The organism is Rhodococcus opacus, assembly GCF_012396235.1.
GTDB lineage: Bacteria > Actinomycetota > Actinomycetes > Mycobacteriales > Mycobacteriaceae > Rhodococcus_F > Rhodococcus_F opacus.
In genome coordinates, this window is the sequence record NZ_JAAXPA010000008.1 from 183079 (window position 1) to 198664 (window position 15586).

The 15586-nt window shown below is 68.1% G+C and carries 16 protein-coding genes; 10 read left to right on the forward strand and 6 right to left on the reverse strand.

What is annotated here, in order from left to right:
* The first annotated feature begins 55 nt into the window (after positions 1-55).
* Together HGB39_RS13340 and HGB39_RS13345 are read left to right on the forward strand one after the other, a co-directional pair.
* Positions 56-460 carry a PaaI family thioesterase gene (locus HGB39_RS13340; protein WP_005566244.1) on the forward strand — a complete coding sequence of 135 codons (405 nt, stop codon included), beginning with the start codon at positions 56-58 and terminating at the stop codon, positions 458-460.
* 3 nt (positions 461-463) lie between these two features.
* Positions 464-1495, forward strand: a complete 1032-nt coding sequence (locus HGB39_RS13345) for a tocopherol cyclase family protein (RefSeq protein WP_054247479.1) — start codon at positions 464-466, stop codon at positions 1493-1495.
* On the opposite strand, the gene HGB39_RS13350 is transcribed toward HGB39_RS13345, so the two are convergent.
* A complete protein-coding gene (locus tag HGB39_RS13350; RefSeq protein ID WP_005570453.1) occupies positions 1488-2153 on the reverse strand; it encodes a cysteine hydrolase family protein in 666 nt (221 codons plus the stop codon). The genes HGB39_RS13345 and HGB39_RS13350 overlap by 8 nt on opposite strands.
* Positions 2154-2273: 120 nt before the next feature.
* Here HGB39_RS13350 and HGB39_RS13355 point away from each other — a divergent pair, with 120 nt between their 5' ends.
* Positions 2274-2861: a DUF742 domain-containing protein gene (locus HGB39_RS13355; protein ID WP_005570454.1), complete on the forward strand. Its 588-nt coding sequence runs from the start codon at positions 2274-2276 to the stop codon at positions 2859-2861.
* Positions 2862-2953: 92 nt separating this feature from the next.
* Here the strand turns inward: HGB39_RS13355 and HGB39_RS13360 are convergent, their stop codons facing one another.
* Positions 2954-4228 (reverse strand): ROK family transcriptional regulator, encoded by a 1275-nt coding sequence (locus HGB39_RS13360; RefSeq protein ID WP_064079821.1) that lies wholly within the window; start codon positions 4226-4228, stop codon positions 2954-2956.
* Positions 4229-4870: 642 nt separating this feature from the next.
* Between HGB39_RS13360 and HGB39_RS13365 the strand changes: the two genes are divergently transcribed.
* From HGB39_RS13365 to HGB39_RS13375, 3 genes are all read left to right on the forward strand, one after another.
* Positions 4871-5566, forward strand: a complete 696-nt coding sequence (locus HGB39_RS13365) for an MFS transporter (RefSeq protein WP_005560400.1) — start codon at positions 4871-4873, stop codon at positions 5564-5566.
* Positions 5567-5671: 105 nt separating this feature from the next.
* The gene (locus HGB39_RS13370) at positions 5672-6619 is read left to right on the forward strand and encodes a TauD/TfdA dioxygenase family protein (RefSeq protein WP_005560403.1); all 948 of its coding nucleotides are present in this window, start codon (positions 5672-5674) and stop codon (positions 6617-6619) included.
* A 9-nt stretch (positions 6620-6628) separates the two neighbouring features.
* On the forward strand, positions 6629-7375 hold the full coding sequence (locus HGB39_RS13375; RefSeq protein ID WP_005560405.1) for an SDR family NAD(P)-dependent oxidoreductase: 747 nt from the start codon (positions 6629-6631) through the stop codon (positions 7373-7375).
* A 287-nt stretch (positions 7376-7662) separates the two neighbouring features.
* Here the strand turns inward: HGB39_RS13375 and HGB39_RS13380 are convergent, their stop codons facing one another.
* Together HGB39_RS13380 and HGB39_RS13385 are read right to left on the reverse strand one after the other, a co-directional pair.
* The gene (locus tag HGB39_RS13380) at positions 7663-8847 is read right to left on the reverse strand and encodes a L,D-transpeptidase (RefSeq protein WP_064079820.1); all 1185 of its coding nucleotides are present in this window, start codon (positions 8845-8847) and stop codon (positions 7663-7665) included.
* A 32-nt stretch (positions 8848-8879) separates the two neighbouring features.
* On the reverse strand, positions 8880-9971 hold the full coding sequence (locus HGB39_RS13385) for a UDP-N-acetylmuramate dehydrogenase (protein ID WP_081276427.1): 1092 nt from the start codon (positions 9969-9971) through the stop codon (positions 8880-8882).
* Positions 9972-9996: 25 nt separating this feature from the next.
* On the opposite strand from HGB39_RS13385, the gene HGB39_RS13390 reads away from it, so the two are divergent.
* From HGB39_RS13390 to HGB39_RS13405, 4 genes are all read left to right on the forward strand, one after another.
* Entirely contained in the window at positions 9997-10494 is a 498-nt protein-coding gene (locus tag HGB39_RS13390; protein ID WP_043786777.1) for a DUF2505 domain-containing protein, read from the forward strand.
* A 51-nt stretch (positions 10495-10545) separates the two neighbouring features.
* The gene (locus tag HGB39_RS13395) at positions 10546-11046 is read left to right on the forward strand and encodes a DUF2505 domain-containing protein (RefSeq protein WP_005560412.1); all 501 of its coding nucleotides are present in this window, start codon (positions 10546-10548) and stop codon (positions 11044-11046) included.
* Between the two features lie 21 nt (positions 11047-11067).
* Positions 11068-11865 (forward strand): hypothetical protein, encoded by a 798-nt coding sequence (locus HGB39_RS13400; protein WP_064079819.1) that lies wholly within the window; start codon positions 11068-11070, stop codon positions 11863-11865.
* A gap of 1104 nt (positions 11866-12969) precedes the next feature.
* The gene (locus tag HGB39_RS13405) at positions 12970-13734 is read left to right on the forward strand and encodes a 2OG-Fe dioxygenase family protein (RefSeq protein ID WP_005569916.1); all 765 of its coding nucleotides are present in this window, start codon (positions 12970-12972) and stop codon (positions 13732-13734) included.
* Here HGB39_RS13405 and HGB39_RS13410 read toward each other — a convergent pair.
* Entirely contained in the window at positions 13703-15223 is a 1521-nt protein-coding gene (locus HGB39_RS13410; protein WP_005569918.1) for an MFS transporter, read from the reverse strand. The two genes, HGB39_RS13405 and HGB39_RS13410, sit on opposite strands and share 32 nt — an antisense overlap.
* 201 nt (positions 15224-15424) lie before the next feature.
* Entirely contained in the window at positions 15425-15580 is a 156-nt protein-coding gene (locus HGB39_RS13415) for a hypothetical protein (protein ID WP_155755946.1), read from the reverse strand.
* Positions 15581-15586 lie beyond the last annotated feature (6 nt).

The window sequence follows — 15586 nt, forward strand, 5'->3', positions numbered from 1 at the left end:
GGTATCCCCGCGAACCGCCTGCGCGGGTTCGGTTCCGCGCCTAGCATCCACGGGTATGCATCCCGCTGATCTCGTCGCGACCATGCCGTTCGCCGTACATACCGGGGTCCGCCTCACGAAGGCCGCGCCCGAAGAGGTCGTCGGGCACCTCGAGTGGGAACAGCACCGCACGACCGCGGGAAACGGCATGCACGGCGGGGCGCTGATGACGCTCGCCGACAGTGTCGGAGCGGTCTGCGCGTTTCTCAATCTTCCGGCGGGGGCATCCACGTCGACCACGAGTTCGAGCACGGTGTTCACCCGCGGCGTCCGCAAGGGCACCGTCACCGCGACGGCGCGGCCGCTGCACGCCGGACGAACCACGGTCGCCGTCGTCACCGAACTGCGGGACGGCGAGGATCGACTCGTGGCGCAGGTGACGCAGTCGCAGGCGGTGCTGCACCCCCAGCCGGGAAGCTGACCGATGCCGCGTCTGCTGCGGGCATACCGCGCCACGGGAGCGGATCTGCCGTTCGGCAACGTGCTCGCCGCACACGACGTCGCGATGGAAGGCTATTTCTGGCGGTTCACCCAGCCCGCGACGGGACAGGTCGTCATCGCGCTGGCGGGAATCAACCGGGCCGCGGACGGGCACTGGGCGACGCTCGGTCTCGCCGGTCACCCCACCCGGTTCCTGCGGACCGCCGCGCATCCGGAGGGCTACGCCAACCCTGCCGGACTCGGCGCGTTCGCGGGCGACGCTTTCCGCGGGTCCGTCGACCGTGTGCGGGTGGACCTCGGGCCGGACGCCCGCCTCGACGTCCGGGTCGGCGCCCAGGTCCCGTGGCCGCGGCGCAGGCTCGGCGGATCGAGTGTGTTCCAGACCGTGCCCGCGCTGAACCAGTACTGGCACCCGTGGCTGCTCGGCGGACGGGCCGAGGGAACGGCCGTGCTGGGCGGCACCGAGATCGACCTCGACGGCGCCCAGGTCTACGGCGAAAAGAATTGGGGCAAGGGCGGATTCCCCCACTCCTGGTGGTGGGGCCAGGCTCAGGGTTTCGCCGACCGGCAGGCGTGCGTCGCGTTCGCCGGCGGCGAGATCACCGCGGGCGGGCTGCGCACCGAGGTCACGGCCGTCGTCGTCGCGCTGCCCGACGGCACGGTGTTCCGCCTCGGCAACCCGGTCACCTCCCCCGTCCGGGCGCATGTCACGGACGATCGGTGGTCGCTGCGGGGCCGCGGTCGCACGTGGAGCGTCGAGATCGAGGGCGGCTCCCCGCTGAGCGCGGCGCACGTGCTGCCGGTTCCGCTCCCCACCGAGCGTCGCAACATCCCCGGCGCCCTCGAGCACCTCGCGGGCTCGATGAGTGTCACGGTCCGCCGTCGCGGTGAGCTCGTCTGGGCCGACGAGTCACCACTCGCCGCGTTGGAGCACGGCGGCATCGAGCGGGCGCGCGCGGAGCTGCGCAGGCGGGGTGCGCCACCGGACGCGACCTCGGCGCCGCCGCTCAGCTGATCACCTCGAGCTCGGGTGGCTGCAACGCCTCGACGATCTCGTCGGTCTCCGCGTGGAGAACCCCTATTCGCCCGGCCTCCTCCAGGTGACGCGCGTCGACGCCCGAGATCGCATCGGCTGCGACGAGCACCTTGTAATCGCGTTCGCTGGCGTCGAAGATCGTGGCGCGCGGGCAGTTGGGATAGTTGCATCCCGCGATCACCACGGTGTCAACCCTCCACTGGCGCAGGCGGCCGTCGAGTTCGGTGCGGTAGAACGAACTCCACCGGGGTTTGAACAGGATGTGCTCGGTGGGCGAGACGGACTGGAGGCCGCCGCCGAGGAGCGACTCGGGGTCGAGCGGTGGCACCCCCAGCTCCGGCGCCACCTGGGAGCCGGCGGTGCCCGGTCTGACGATGTCGAGTCCGGCCGCGATCACGCGGCGCCGGCACAGGTCGACGTCGTCGCCCTCGTACAACCGGACGACGTGCACGATCGGCGCCGAGGCCTCCCGGTAGGCGTCCACGAGACGCGCGATCGCGGGCAGCACCGCGGAGGTGCCGGGAATCGGGGCGGTCCCGCCGTCGACGAAGTCCACCTGTGTGTCGACGACGAGCAGCGCGGACCGGCCGAGATCGGGAGCGAGGAACGGATCCGAGTTCTGCCGCCAGTGGGTCACGCAGCAAATCTAACGCTCGCGCGCACCCTGTAGCCGGAATCACAGGGACCGGTGCATTCACCCGAAACGCGAGTTTGGGACCATGGAGTGGGTGGGGTAGTGCGAGAAGGGTCCCAACCGATGACTGTGAGCGACGAGAACTGGCCGTCGATCGGCGCGACAGGGGCGCGCTTCGGATCAGCCGGCCGGCGCCGCAGCGCCAGGAAAGAGCAGGACCCGAGCCCGCCGCAGCCGGCCGAGTGGGTGGAGCCCGGCCGCGCCGAGGCCGCTCCCGAGCAGGTGGAACCCGTTTCCGAACACGCCGATCAGACTCCCGAGTCCGTCGACAGTCCTGCCGCCGAGCCCACCGAGTGGGTGGCGCCCGAGGACACCGTCTCCATCGTCCGGCCGTTCATCCTCACGGGCGGGCGGACCGAGTCCGGGGTCGATCTGCCACTGGAGGCGCTCATCGTCGCCCGCCCGGACGGCGACACCGTCGTGGACGGGATGCTTGCACCGGACGAACTGCGCCGCGTCTTCGCGCTGTGCTCCGAACCGCGGTCGGTGGCCGAGATCGCGTCGCTCGCGTCGATCCCGCTCGGCGTCGCGCGCGTACTCCTCGGCGACCTCGCGGCAGCCGGGGCGGTCACCGTGAACGAGACCGCCGGGTCCACCGGGCCGGACCGGAAACTGATGGAGCGCGTCCTCGACGGGCTGCGCAAACTCTGAGACGCACCGGGGAGCAAGCACCCGGGGAAGAAGCATACGAATTCGTCAGCCGCACAGGCAATTGCCTGTGCGGCTGACGAATCGCTGTGACGCTAGATCGACGTCCGGCGCATCGCTCCGACCGGATCGGAGTAGATGGTGCTCAGCGACACCACCGTCGAGGCGTACTCCTGCACCCGGTTGCCGAATCCGGAGATGCGAATGTCCCTGCGCTCCAGCGACGATGCCTGCGCGAAGGCCTCCGCGACGTGCGGGATCCCGGCCGGGTACTCGGTGAACGCCTGGCCTCCGAGGATCACCCGATCCGGGTTGAACAGGTCCCGCAGCATGGCGACCGTCTTCCCGAGCACCTGAGCACGTACCACCAGAAGCGCGTGCGCGGGAACGGAACCCGAGGACGCGGCCTTGTAGAGGGCACTCATCGTCGGCCGCTGGTTCGACGCCGGGAGGATGCCCGCATCGAGGGCGGCGGAAATGACCGCGCGATCACTGATCGTCGCCTCGAGGCACCCGCGTGAACCGCACGAGCACTGCGCCGACGAGCCCGTCGGCAGGTGCGCGATCGAACCGGGACCGCTCGACGGCGTGTGAACGCGGCCGTCGATGGTGATCGCGATGCCGGCCGTCTCACGGGCGTAGAAGTACAGGCCCGTTTCGCCTTGCGCGACACCGTCTTCGCTGTCCGGGCTCAGCAGCAGCTCGGACGCGGCCATCGCCTCGACGTGCGCCGCGACGGAGACGGGCAACCCGAGTCTAGTCGCGATGATGGCGCCGACCTGAGCGGACTTCCATCCCAGCCGGGGGTGGTCGACGACACCGGTCTGCGGATCGACCCGACCGCCGAGTGCGACACCCGCCCACAGCGGGCGACGCCGGTGCCAGCGGGAAGCGAAGGCCCGCGCGCTGCGTGCAATGCCGGCGAGTGCGTCGGCGGACGCGCCCTGCGGGGTGGGCACCTCGACCGCGCCGAGGACCTTCCCGCGCAGATCACTGGCGATGATGCTGGTCACGACCGCGCCGATGTGAATGCCCACCGTCAGGTAGGGCTCGTGGTTGACCTCGAACGGAACCCGCGGACGACCGATCGCGCCGGACGGCGTGAGGTCGCCGCGCTCGCGCAGCAGCCCGAGGTCGAGGAGCGCCGACACCTGACGGTTGACGGTGGCGATGCTCAGGCCGGTTGCCTTCGCGGCGACGTCCCGCGACAACGGGCCGCGAGACCGGGCCACCCGCAGAACACCGGCGGCCGGGCCGTCGCTGATCCGCAGCTCGGGGGGAACGATGTGGAGACGGGGACGGGACACGGGCCGCTGGAATCGAGATGCGGAGCCGGTCCGGGTGGGGCTGGAAAGAGTGGGGGTAGACACGTGGCAGTCCTTGCATGCGGAGGCGGTGCGCACCTTCGTCCGAACGCTGCATCCGTCCCGGGCCGAGAGTGGGACGACCGAGGACGATCGATCAGGAGAAGACTGCGCGAATTAGCTGCAGATGCTGAGACAGCGACAACACAGTTCCCGCGCCAAGGGCAGCCGCGAGCCCAGCGCGGAAGTCACATAGGTGACCCGCGGAGCGGTCGACTGGCCTGAAGACATGACACGAAAGTAGCAGCTTCGGTCGGTTTCACCAATCGGAGGGCGCGTCGGCGGGTGCCTCCGCGCCGCGCCACTTACCCCAGTTCCCGCCACTGCGAGTGGCGCCTGCCGGCGCACATCGGAGGGCATCGCCACTCTTGACGGCAAGAGTGTTTCACGACGCACTACGCCGAAATACCAACCGAACGTACAGTTTTAGGAGCGAGATGTATCGATGTGAGCACCTCCGAGATGTCGCTGATCAGACGGCCGAGATCGCCATCGTGACCGAACCTCCATTCGCACCCTCGAAGGAAATCGACGTGACCTCCACCCAGAACTCCGTGACACCCCGGGCGACCGTCCGGCCGCTGAAGGTGGCCGGGCGCCAGTCTCATCGGGACCGCCATCGAGTGGTACGACTACGTCATCTACGGCATGGCCGCGGCAATCGTGTTCGGCCCGTTGTTCTTCCCGTCCTTCTCCTCGATCGCGGGGACGCTGGCCGCGTTCGCGACGTTCTCCGTCAGCGAAGAAGCGTTCCTGTCCTGGGGCTGGCGGGTCCCGTTCCTGGCCAGTGCGGTGATGGTGCCGATGGGTCTCGTCATCCGGTTCACCATCTCCGAGAGCCCCGACTTCGAGAAGGTCGAGAGCACGCACCGCGATCAACGATTGCCGATCGTCACCGTCCTGCGGGAGAACCTGCGCGAAGTGCTGCTGGCCGCGGGTGCGTTCATCGGCATCAACACGGTCGGTTACATCTTCATGGCGTACCTGCTGTCCTATTCGACGAAGGTCCTGGGCATGAGCAAGACGCTCGTGCTCCTCGTCACGGGCTCGGTGGGGCTGACCGTCTGGGCGGCCGCGCTGTTCCCGCTGATCGACCTCCGGAACCCCCCGGTGATCGCGGCTCTGTTCACCGAACTGTTCAGTGCCGAGGTCCGGTACAGCGGTGCGTCGCTCGGCTATCAGATCGGATCGGTTCTCGGCGGCGGGCTCGCCCCGACAGTGGCCGCCGCGCTGTACGCGAACTGGGGTTCGTCGGCACCGATCTCCCTGTACCTCACTGCGGTCACGCTGCTCAGCCTGCTCTGCGTCGTCGCGATCACGCGGAAGGTTCGCGCCGCCGCGTAGCGCCCGCCCCTTGCGATCAGGGTGACGCAAATCCTTCCTGCGACACACCCACCGGTGGTTCGGTTACGGGACTCCACACCGTCTCCGGTATCCGAAAGGCTCACCATGTCCATCGATTTCGCGCCCGAGCACGTGACAGACGCCGAGGGTTCCCAGAACGCGGCGAGCGTCGTCAAGCTCGGTGCCCACATCGGCGCCCGGATCGACGGCGTCCGGCTCGGCGGCAACCTCGACCCCGCCACCGTGTCGCTCATCCGCCAGGCCCTGCTCGAGCACAAGGTGATCTTCTTCCGCGGCCAGGAACATCTGACCGACGACTCGCAGTACGAATTCGCGGAGCTTCTCGGCTCCCCCACCACGGCGCATCCGACCGTCACGTCGCGCGGCACCAAAGTGCTGCCCATCGACTCCGACTACGGCAAGGCCAACAGCTGGCACACCGACGTCACGTTCGTCGATCGCATCCCGAAGGCGTCGATCCTGCGCGCCGTACAACTCCCCACGTACGGCGGATCCACCACCTGGGCGTCGGGTGTCGCCGCGTACAACGCGCTGCCCGAGCCGCTGAAGGTCCTCGCCGACAACCTGTGGGCGACGCACACCAACGTCTACGACTACGCGGCGACCAGCGCGGAACGCGCGCAGGACGACAAGGCGAAGGAGTACCGCGCCGAGTTCCAGTCCACCTACTTCGAGACGGAGCACCCCGTGGTGCGGGTGCACCCCGAGACCGGCGAGCGCACACTGCTGCTCGGTCGCTTCGTCAAGAGCCTGGTCGGCCTGAGCAGCACCCAGTCGCAGGCACTCTTCCGGGTTCTGCAGGATCACGCGATCTCGCTCGAGTTCACGACCCGGTGGAACTGGCAGTCGGGCGATGTCGCGATCTGGGACAACCGTGCCACTCAGCACTACGCCGTTGCCGACTACGACGATCAGTACCGGCGCCTCAACCGCATCACCCTGGCCGGTGACGTCCCCGTCGACATCCGGGGCGAGCGCAGCCGCAGCGTCGCCGGCGACGCGAGTGGCTACTCCGTCATCGACGAGCCCTAACATGTCGGCATGACCTTTTCACCTGACACCCGCATCGCCGTCGTCACCGGGGCGAGCTCCGGAATCGGAGAAGCCACCGCCCGCACCCTGGCCTCGCAGGGATTTCATGTGGTCATCGGGGCCCGGCGACTGGATCGTCTGGAGAAGATCGCCGAAGACATCGGCGGTACCGCGCTCGAACTCGACGTCACGGACCAGGATTCCGTGGACGCGTTCAGCGCGGTACTGCCGAGGGTCGACGTGCTCGTGAACAATGCGGGCGGCGCCAAGGGACTGGCCACCGTCGCCGACGCCGATCTCGACGACTGGCGGTGGATGTGGGAGACCAATGTCCTGGGCACCCTTCGGATCACCAAGGCGCTGTTGCCGAAGTTGGTCGAGTCGGGTGACGGTCTGATCGTCACCATCACATCGCTGGCCGCGCTCGAGGCGTACGACAACGGTTCCGGATACACGACCGCCAAGCACGCGGAGGGCGTCCTGCACCGCACGCTGCGCGGAGAACTGCTCGGCAAGCCGGTCCGTCTCACCGAGATCGCACCGGGCGCAGTGGAAACCGAGTTCTCCCTGGTGCGTTTCGAAGGCGACCAGGAGCGCGCCGACAAGGTCTACGCGGGCATCACCCCGCTCGTCGCCGCGGACGTCGCGGACGTCGTCGGGTTCGTCGCCTCGAGGCCCTCCCACGTGAACATCGACCAGATCGTCGTCAAGCCACGAGATCAGGCTTCGTCCGGGCGTTTTCACCGCACGACGTAGGCGCGTTCGCGGCGGTCCGCCGGTCCTGGTGTTCGAGCACCAGGACCACGGTCCACAGTCCCGCCACGATCGTCACGACCCCCAGCAACATCCATCCCATCCCACAGCCCCCTGCCGATCAACGACTTTCGACCGAAACGGACTGTCGGGGTCGTCCGTCGACTCGACAGCGGACGACTCCCCACAGTTGTGTGACCCGAGAACACGGCGCCGTTGACGCGTCCTCATTCAGGTAGACGCAGGCGGCCCGGTTTCGGTTCCACCGGGTGTGAAGAAAGTTCGCTCGCCTATGCGAGCGCCGACATGGACTGCCATTCGGGCCAGCTGACGGCCCAGTCGTAGATGTCGCCGTCGGCGGCCGAGAGGTCGATGGACGTCCCGGTCACCTCGACGGGATCGCCGTACATCGCGGTGCCGAAGTACTGCTGCGCGTCCCCGAGGGACAGGTTGATGCAGCCGTTGGTGACGTTCGACGAACCCTGGACGCCGATGGTCTCGGGGTTCGCGTGGATGAACTCACCGTTGTTGGAGATACGGACCGCCCAGCGCTCGCGCACGTTCTCGTAGAACGGCGGGTTGGACATGAGGAAGTCCTCGTGCTTCTCGGTCACCATGTGGATACCGCTACGGGTGACGTTGCGGGCCTCGTTGCCTTCGCCGTAGCTGACGGGGATGTCCATGATGGTCTCGCCGCCGCGCACCACCTGCATGCGGTGGCTCGGCGCGTTCGCGATCACGATCTGGCTACGCCCGACGGTGAAGTTCAGCGACAAATCCTCCGCGCCGTACGCGCCGTCGCCGAAGTCCAGTCCGTACAGCCGGGCGTCGAGGCTCACGGTGGTGCCGGGCGCCCAGTAGTTCTGCGGACGCCAATGTGCGCGCGACCCGTTGTCGTCGGGCAGCCACGCCCACGAGCCCGGTGTCGGCGGGTTGGTCGTGACGGTCATCGCCTTCTCGACCGCCGCCTTGTCCTCGACGGACTCGTGGAACTGGACGATGATCGGGGCGGCGATGCCGACTTCCTGACCGTCGCCGATGTTGAGTGTGGCGCCGATGGTCTCGTCGGGCTCGACCGTGGTCAAGCTGCCGTCGACGGCAACGGACTTGCCGTCCGTGCCGAGCGCCGTGCCCGTCCACGTGTACGTGGCGCCGTAACCCAGTGCCTCCCCGACGGTGAACGTGGTCCGGTCGGGTGACAGCACACCCTGCACGGCACGCCCCTCGGCGTTGACGAGGGAGATGTCGGTGAACGTGCCCTGCGACGCGGTCGCGGAGATCGGCGCCACCGGATTGACGTCCTCGGTGCCCGACGCCGGATTCTGGGTGACCTCGACCGCCGGTTCGGGGGGCGCGGTGGCGGTTCCCGACTCGGAGCCGACCGTGCATCCGGTCAGCAAAACGAGAAACGCGATCAGCGCCGTCGCGATCAACGCGACGCGCGACCGACTTGTCCGAGAACCCAGTTCATGCACAGCTAACAGGTTACCTGCGCTACGGACCTGTCTCAGATCGCGCAGCCCACCGTCACGGGTTCGGGTTCGAGCCGGACACCGAACGCCGCCTGGACGCCGTCCCGGACGTCGCGAGCCAATGCCAGCAGGTCCTCGCTCTTCGCGGCACCTCGATTGGTCAACGCGAGAGTGTGCTTGGTCGACAGCCGCGCGACGGCGGTCTCGCCGGGATACCCCTTCGAGAAGCCGGCCCGCTCGATCAGCCACCCCGCAGACAACTTGGTTCCGCCGTCGGCCGGGTACTGGGGAACAAGGACGTCGCCGAGGCGGGTCTCGATCGCGGCGAGGACGCCCGCCAACTCGCCGTCCGCAACGACGGGGTTGGTGAAGAAGGAGCCCGCGCTCCAGGTGTCGTAATCCTCGGGATCGAGCACCATGCCCTTGCCCCGCCGCAGGTCCAGCACGGCGTCGCGGACCTGCGCCGACGGCAACCGGTCGCCCTCGGCAGCGTTCAGCGCGGAGACCAGTTCGCGGTAGCGCAGCGGCTCGCCGAGCCCGTCGGGATGCACGGTCAGTTCCACGGCCAGCACCAGGGCGGCATCGGAGTGTTTGAGGACGCTCGTGCGGTAACCGAGGCCGAGGGCGTCGGGTTCGACCCAGCGCGCCTCACCGGTGCGTCGATCGAGGAGGTGAACCCGCCGCAGCATCGACCCCACCTCGACGCCGTACGCGCCCACGTTCTGCACCGGGGTGGCCCCGGTCGATCCGGGAATCCCCGACAGGCATTCGAGCCCGCCCAGCTCGGCGGCGACGGTCTGCGCGACCACCTGATCCCACTCGGCGCCCGCCTCGGCAGTGACGAATCCCTCCTCCAGACCGACGGTGGTGTTGCACACACGCACGACCACACCGTCGAATCCGTCGTCGCCGACCACCAGATTGGAGCCGCCGGCGAGGATCAGAGTCGGGATGTGCGCGGCGTCGAGGAGACGCACCACGTCGACGAGGACCTGCGTGGTCGGGCACTCCGCCACGATCCGCGCCGGCCCGCCCACGCGCAGCGTGGTCATCCCCGACAGTTCGAGGTTCTCGGACACGAATGCGCCCGAATCGACGAGTTGACTGACAATGCTCACGTCCCACACAACCGCAAACGGTAGCCTGCGGATCGTGAGTCGCCGCATCGAGCATTCGTCGTCCTATACGTTTCCCGTCGCCCAGGTCCATGCGGGCCTGATCACCGAGCAGTACTGGCGCGACCGTCTCGACCGGGTCGGAGGACCGGGGGCAACCCTGGACGAGGTCACGACCGGCCCGGGCACCATCTCGGTGGCCATGTCGCAGTCGATCCCCGCCGAGCACCTGCCCAGCATCGTCTCGAAGGTCCGGTCGGGCGATCTCGTGATCAAGCGCACGGAGACGTGGGGCACGCTCGACGGCGATCACGCCGAGGGCACGTTCACGGCCGAAGTCCAGGGCGCGCCGGCGGTGATCTCGGGGACCCAGACCCTGACGGCTGCCGGTTCCGGGTCGAAGGTGCAGGTCGAAGGCAAGGCCGACGTGAGGATCCCGCTGATCGGCGGCAAGATCGAAAGCGCGATCGCGGACGAGGTCCTGCGCCTGATCGAGAAGGAGCAGGGCTTCACGCAGCAGTGGCTCGGGGCCTGACCTGGGGCGGGTGTCCCTTGTGTTCCGTCACAGCCGGTAACCTTGGCGATCATGGCTCGCCGCATCGACTACTCAGCCCGTTACAAGCACACCCCGAAAGAGGTGTACAACGCGTTCACCAACCGTGACTACTGGGATGCGCGCATCGAGGAGATGCGGAAGTACTCCGAGAACCACATCGAGCACTTCGACGTGAACGACGACGGGATCGACATCGTCCTGCACCACATCCTGCCGCGGTCGGAACTCCCCGAGATCGCGCAGACCGTGATGAAGAAGGACATGGTCATCACGCGCAAGGAGTCGTACACGCCCTTCGGTGAGCCGACCACGGGCACGTACGAAGCCTCGATCCCCGCGGGCCCGGGCAGCCTCACGGGCACCATGAAGCTGTTCGCCACCGAGACCGGCTGCACGTTCCGCACTTCGTCCGAGGCCAAGGTGTACCTGCCGTTCATCGGCGGAAAGCTCGAGCAGCTGATGCTCGTCAACCTGATCGACCTCTTCCGCGCCGAGGCCGAGATCACCGAAACGTGGTTGTCGCAGCACTAGCAACCACCGCACGGATTTCCCATGACTTCAGCGACGCTGAAGCGGCCTCACGGTGTCATCACCCGGGGTACGACAGGCATCAATCGGCTGCGACGCAGCGACCGCTGGCTCGTCCACGACGCGCTGGTGCGCCGGACGCTGCACGCGTCCGTCGACCCGCTCGTCGTCGACCTCGGGTACGGCGCCCGGCCGCACACCACGTTCGAGCTCGCCGACCGGCTGACCGCCGTGCGCGGCGACCGCCGGGTGGTGGGGCTCGAGATCGATCCCGAGCGTGTGGTCGAGAGCAGGAACGGAGTGAGTTTCGCCCGCGGCGGGTTCGAGCTCTCCGGGCTGCGACCCGTCCTGGTCCGCGCGTTCAACGTGCTGCGGCAGTATCCCGAGGATGCCGTCGGGCCGGCCTGGTCGCGGATGCAGTCCGGGCTCGCACCGGGCGGGCTGATCGTCGACGGCACCTGTGACGAGCTGGGCCGCCGCTGCGCGTGGGTGCTGCTCGACGCCCACCGCCCGCTGTCGCTGACGCTGGCGTGGGATCCGTTCGCCGTGGAGAAGCCGTCGGACATCGCCGAACGGCTACCCAAGGCGCTGATCCATCGCAACGTACCGGGTGAGCCGGTCCACGCCCTCCTCGCGGCAGCGGACCGCGCGTGGGCCACTGCGGCGCCTCACGGCTCGTTCGGACCGCGGGTGCGGTGGCGGGCCGCCCTCGAACTGCTGCGCGCGCAGGGACTTCCCGTGCAACCCCAGCGCCGCCGGCTCCGCGACAACATCCTCACCGTTCCGTGGGAAGTGGTCGCGCCCGGTTCCGGCACGAATTAATTCACGCGACATCCCCCGAAGCGCCCCGTAGAGTCACTTCACGAAACATGTTGTGCCGGTGCGCAGGCGAGGGCTACTTCGACTGTGGATCGCGTGGTCGCCGGTTCGAATCCGGTCAGGGACGCAGGTCCCTGTAGCTCTCACAGCAGCTTGGGGTCACGCCTCTCTTCAGTCACTCCGCGAACGCAGGCCGGAAGGGGCCGACACACCGCCACGAAGTCAACCCGCAGGATGGGGTGACAGGAATCTCAGGAGTCAACCCTTCCGGTCTGCTATGGCACATTACGGGCAGCTAACCCGGACCACGGACCGCTGACACGACCATAAGTCGGAATCTCACGGTGAGTGGCGGGCAGATGGCGGATCCGCCATTGTCGTGAGACAGGCCCACGCCAATGTCGGGTCAACGGATCACCGGGGTTGATGATCGATGGTGAAGGGCTGCGGTAGTGCGGTCCGCTTCGGTATCGAGGTTCCCTGAGGCCGTTGATCTTGATCCGCATCCGACCTCCGTAGTGGCGAGCATCCGCCGTAAGGCCGATGGTGTTGAATCAGAAGCTGATTGGGGCGATGTCTCGCCGGAGGATCTGGTCGACGTCGCCGCACCGTGGCGAACGTTCAGCTGGTACCACGGCCAGAAGCACTATTCCGGCGCCTACTGGGCCAGCACGGAGCGAGCGCTAATGATCTACGAGTCGCGGCTGGAGTTGGCTCGCACTGCGAGAGAAGTGACAAGTCCGCAGGTCGCAGCGTCTCAAAATGCCACCGACCGCGGGACCCTACAGGAGCTCCCGTCTGAGGTCAGACCTCCGGCGGGTAGTTCCCGAAGGTGCCGCGCCGATCGCCCGCGCGGTACATCTGATCCTGCAGCTCCGCAGGATAGGCTAGCCACTCTGCTTCTAGTTGGGGGTGCGACATTGCTCCGATGACAGGTTGGTACGTGGGGTGCTCGCGGTATGCGCCTGGACCATCCGCCGCATCGCCCAGCAGGACCGGCCGAACACGGCGGGGAGGTCTGGCCCACCGAATCGCTTCCCGAATTCATCGCCGCCCCTGCACCGGCGAAGGTTGCGCTGTGGGACCGTCCTCGGCGACTCTGAGTAGATGAGGGAGGACGCCGCGGGGGGTAGGGAAGCCGGCACGGACCCGGTCGACGCCGCACGGCGAGCGCTCGCTTCCGTGGGTACGTTCCTGATGCCGGCGGCAGACCTGAGGCGATCCATCGGTGCCGACGCCGATCCCTGGGTTCGGTTCTCCGCGCATTGGGAGGAGCTTGCGCCCGACCCGTACGCGGCAGAACAGGGCGTGCACCGGCTGCGGCGCTACGGCCGGTTCCGGTACCGGGCGGTCGACGGCGCGCTGGAGCCGACGGCGCACGGTGAATTCGTACAGCCTGACGACTCCAACCTTCTCTACCTCGGACGAGACCGCCATTTCGAACCGCTGACAGCCGCGTTCCTCGAAGATCCGCTGTTCGAGCGCACGGTGAAGCTGGTGGGCCGGATCGCGCCGGTCCTCGACGACGCTCCCGAATGGACGGTCTGGGTGCATCCGTTCCGCGTGGTCGCATCGGCTGACAACGAGGGCCGGCCCACGCCCGAGGGCGTGCACCGCGACGGTGTCACGCTGGTCGGTTCCCTGTTGATCGGCGTCGACAATGCCGTCGGGGGCGAAAGCTCGGTGTTCGGCCCGGACGGCGAACGACTCGTGACGGCGACCCCGCGCGAACCCGGCACCTTCCTCCTGGGCGACGACCGTTGCACCTGGCACGGTGTCTCGCCGATCCGACCCGTCGACCGCGGTGAGCCGGCCCGGAGGGACGTGCTGGTAGTCACCTTCACACCGTCGGCTTCTTGCGGCGGGCCGTGAGCACGAAGGCCGCCACAGCCACAGCGACGGGCAGGACGCTGACGGTCAGCATGGTGAGTCGCACCGCGTCGGCGAAGTCCGCTCCGAGGTCGAGACCGCCCACCTGCCGAAGCAGGTTCGGGTCGTACCCGGCGCCACCGAGGCTCTGCGCCACCGAACTGCGCGCGGCATCCACGGCTTGCTCGCCCTGGGTCGCCGTCAGTCCGCGTGCCTCGGTGTCGGCCAGCCATTCGCGCTGGAAGAACACGTTGAGAAGCAGCAGGTACACGGTGGGTCCGAACGCATAGCCGGTCATCCCGAAGGCCAACTGCACGGAAGCCACCGTTCCGGACTGCCCGCTCGGCGCCTGGGAGAGCACCGTCTCGGACACCGATGTGGAGGTCACCATCGAGCCCAGGTTGTACAGCCACACGGCCGAGACGAGCAGCCACAGCGCCATCGTCGGTTCGACCGTGCCCGCCATCAGCAGTCCGGCGGCTGCCATGAACAGGAGGCCGACGACCATCACCGGTCTCGGCGAGAACTTCCCCACCAGGCTCCCGGACAAGACCACGAAGCCGGCAATCAGCAGCGTGCCGGGGAGGAACAACAGGCCGATGGTCTCCGGCGACAGCGCGAGCACGACACTGCCGAACTGCCCCAGGACGATGCCGAGTCCGGCCATGAGGAAATTCAGCGTGAAGGTCGCGGCCAGAGCCACGCTGAAGGGCCGGCTTGCGAACAGAGCCAGGTCCAGTGCCGGTTCGGAGGTGCGGCGTTCGTGGCGAACGAAAAGCACGGCGGCGACCACGCTGACAGCCAGCGGCAGCCATGTCTCGGGCCGGAACATGCCGTTCTGCGCGGCTGCCAGTCCGATGACGAGTGCCAGGAGCGCCGTACCGACCAGGGCGACGCCGGCCACGTCCAGCCGAGCGCGATGCTGAACGGGCGTCTCCGGGACGTACCTCGCCGTCAGCAGAAGCGAGATCACGGCGAGCAGCGGTGCGACCAGGAACACGACTCGCCAGCCGGCGGCCGCCACCGCCCAGCCCGTGAGCGCCGGGAGTACCCCACAGAGAACCATCTCGACGGCCACGAAAACGCCGATGGCCGTCGGCCGCTGCTTGTCCGTCACGGAAGCCTTGAGCAGGGCCAGCGGCACGCCGAGCAGCGCCGTCATTCCCAATCCGTCCAAGACTCGCATCGCAAACAGAAAGGTGTAGTTGGGCGAAAGCATGGAGAGCAGGTTGGCGACCGTGACGACGACCAGTCCCGACATCAGCAAGCGTCGAAGCCCGAACGCGTCGCCGAGGTTGCCCGCGGCGAGGACGGCGGCGGCCATCACCAGCGTCGCCATGCCGCCCAGCAATCCGCCGAACTGCGGTGGCACATCGAGGGCCCGGCTCACCTGCGGCAGATTCAGGCTCAGCACCAGCGGGTCGACGACCGTGATCGTGAAGGCGAAGGACAGGGCCAGGATGATCGGCAGGGTCCTCAGGTCGGCCTGCAACCGAGACGTAGGCACCGCCCACCTCCCCTGCTCCCACATCCGACGTGATCGACTCTAGCCTCCGGCTTCCGCATCCCGTCCGAGGTTCGGAGGACCGAACCGACTGCCCGACCCAGTGGCTCGTGGTGGATGCGAGAGACCGCCGTCGTCGAGGATCTAAGCGAGACCCGGCCACCGACGCGTTGCGCGCGGTCGTGGGGGCTACGCCCGGGACGGAATATGGACGCGCGGCCCGGGATGGGGCAGGTTCATGCCATGACCGGCGTGGCCTTCCCAGAAGCCGAACCAGCAGTCGTCCGGAGTAGTGGTGTGTTGCACGAGGACATCGGGCAGCGCCGCGAACTGTCCTTCCGGCATGTCCCC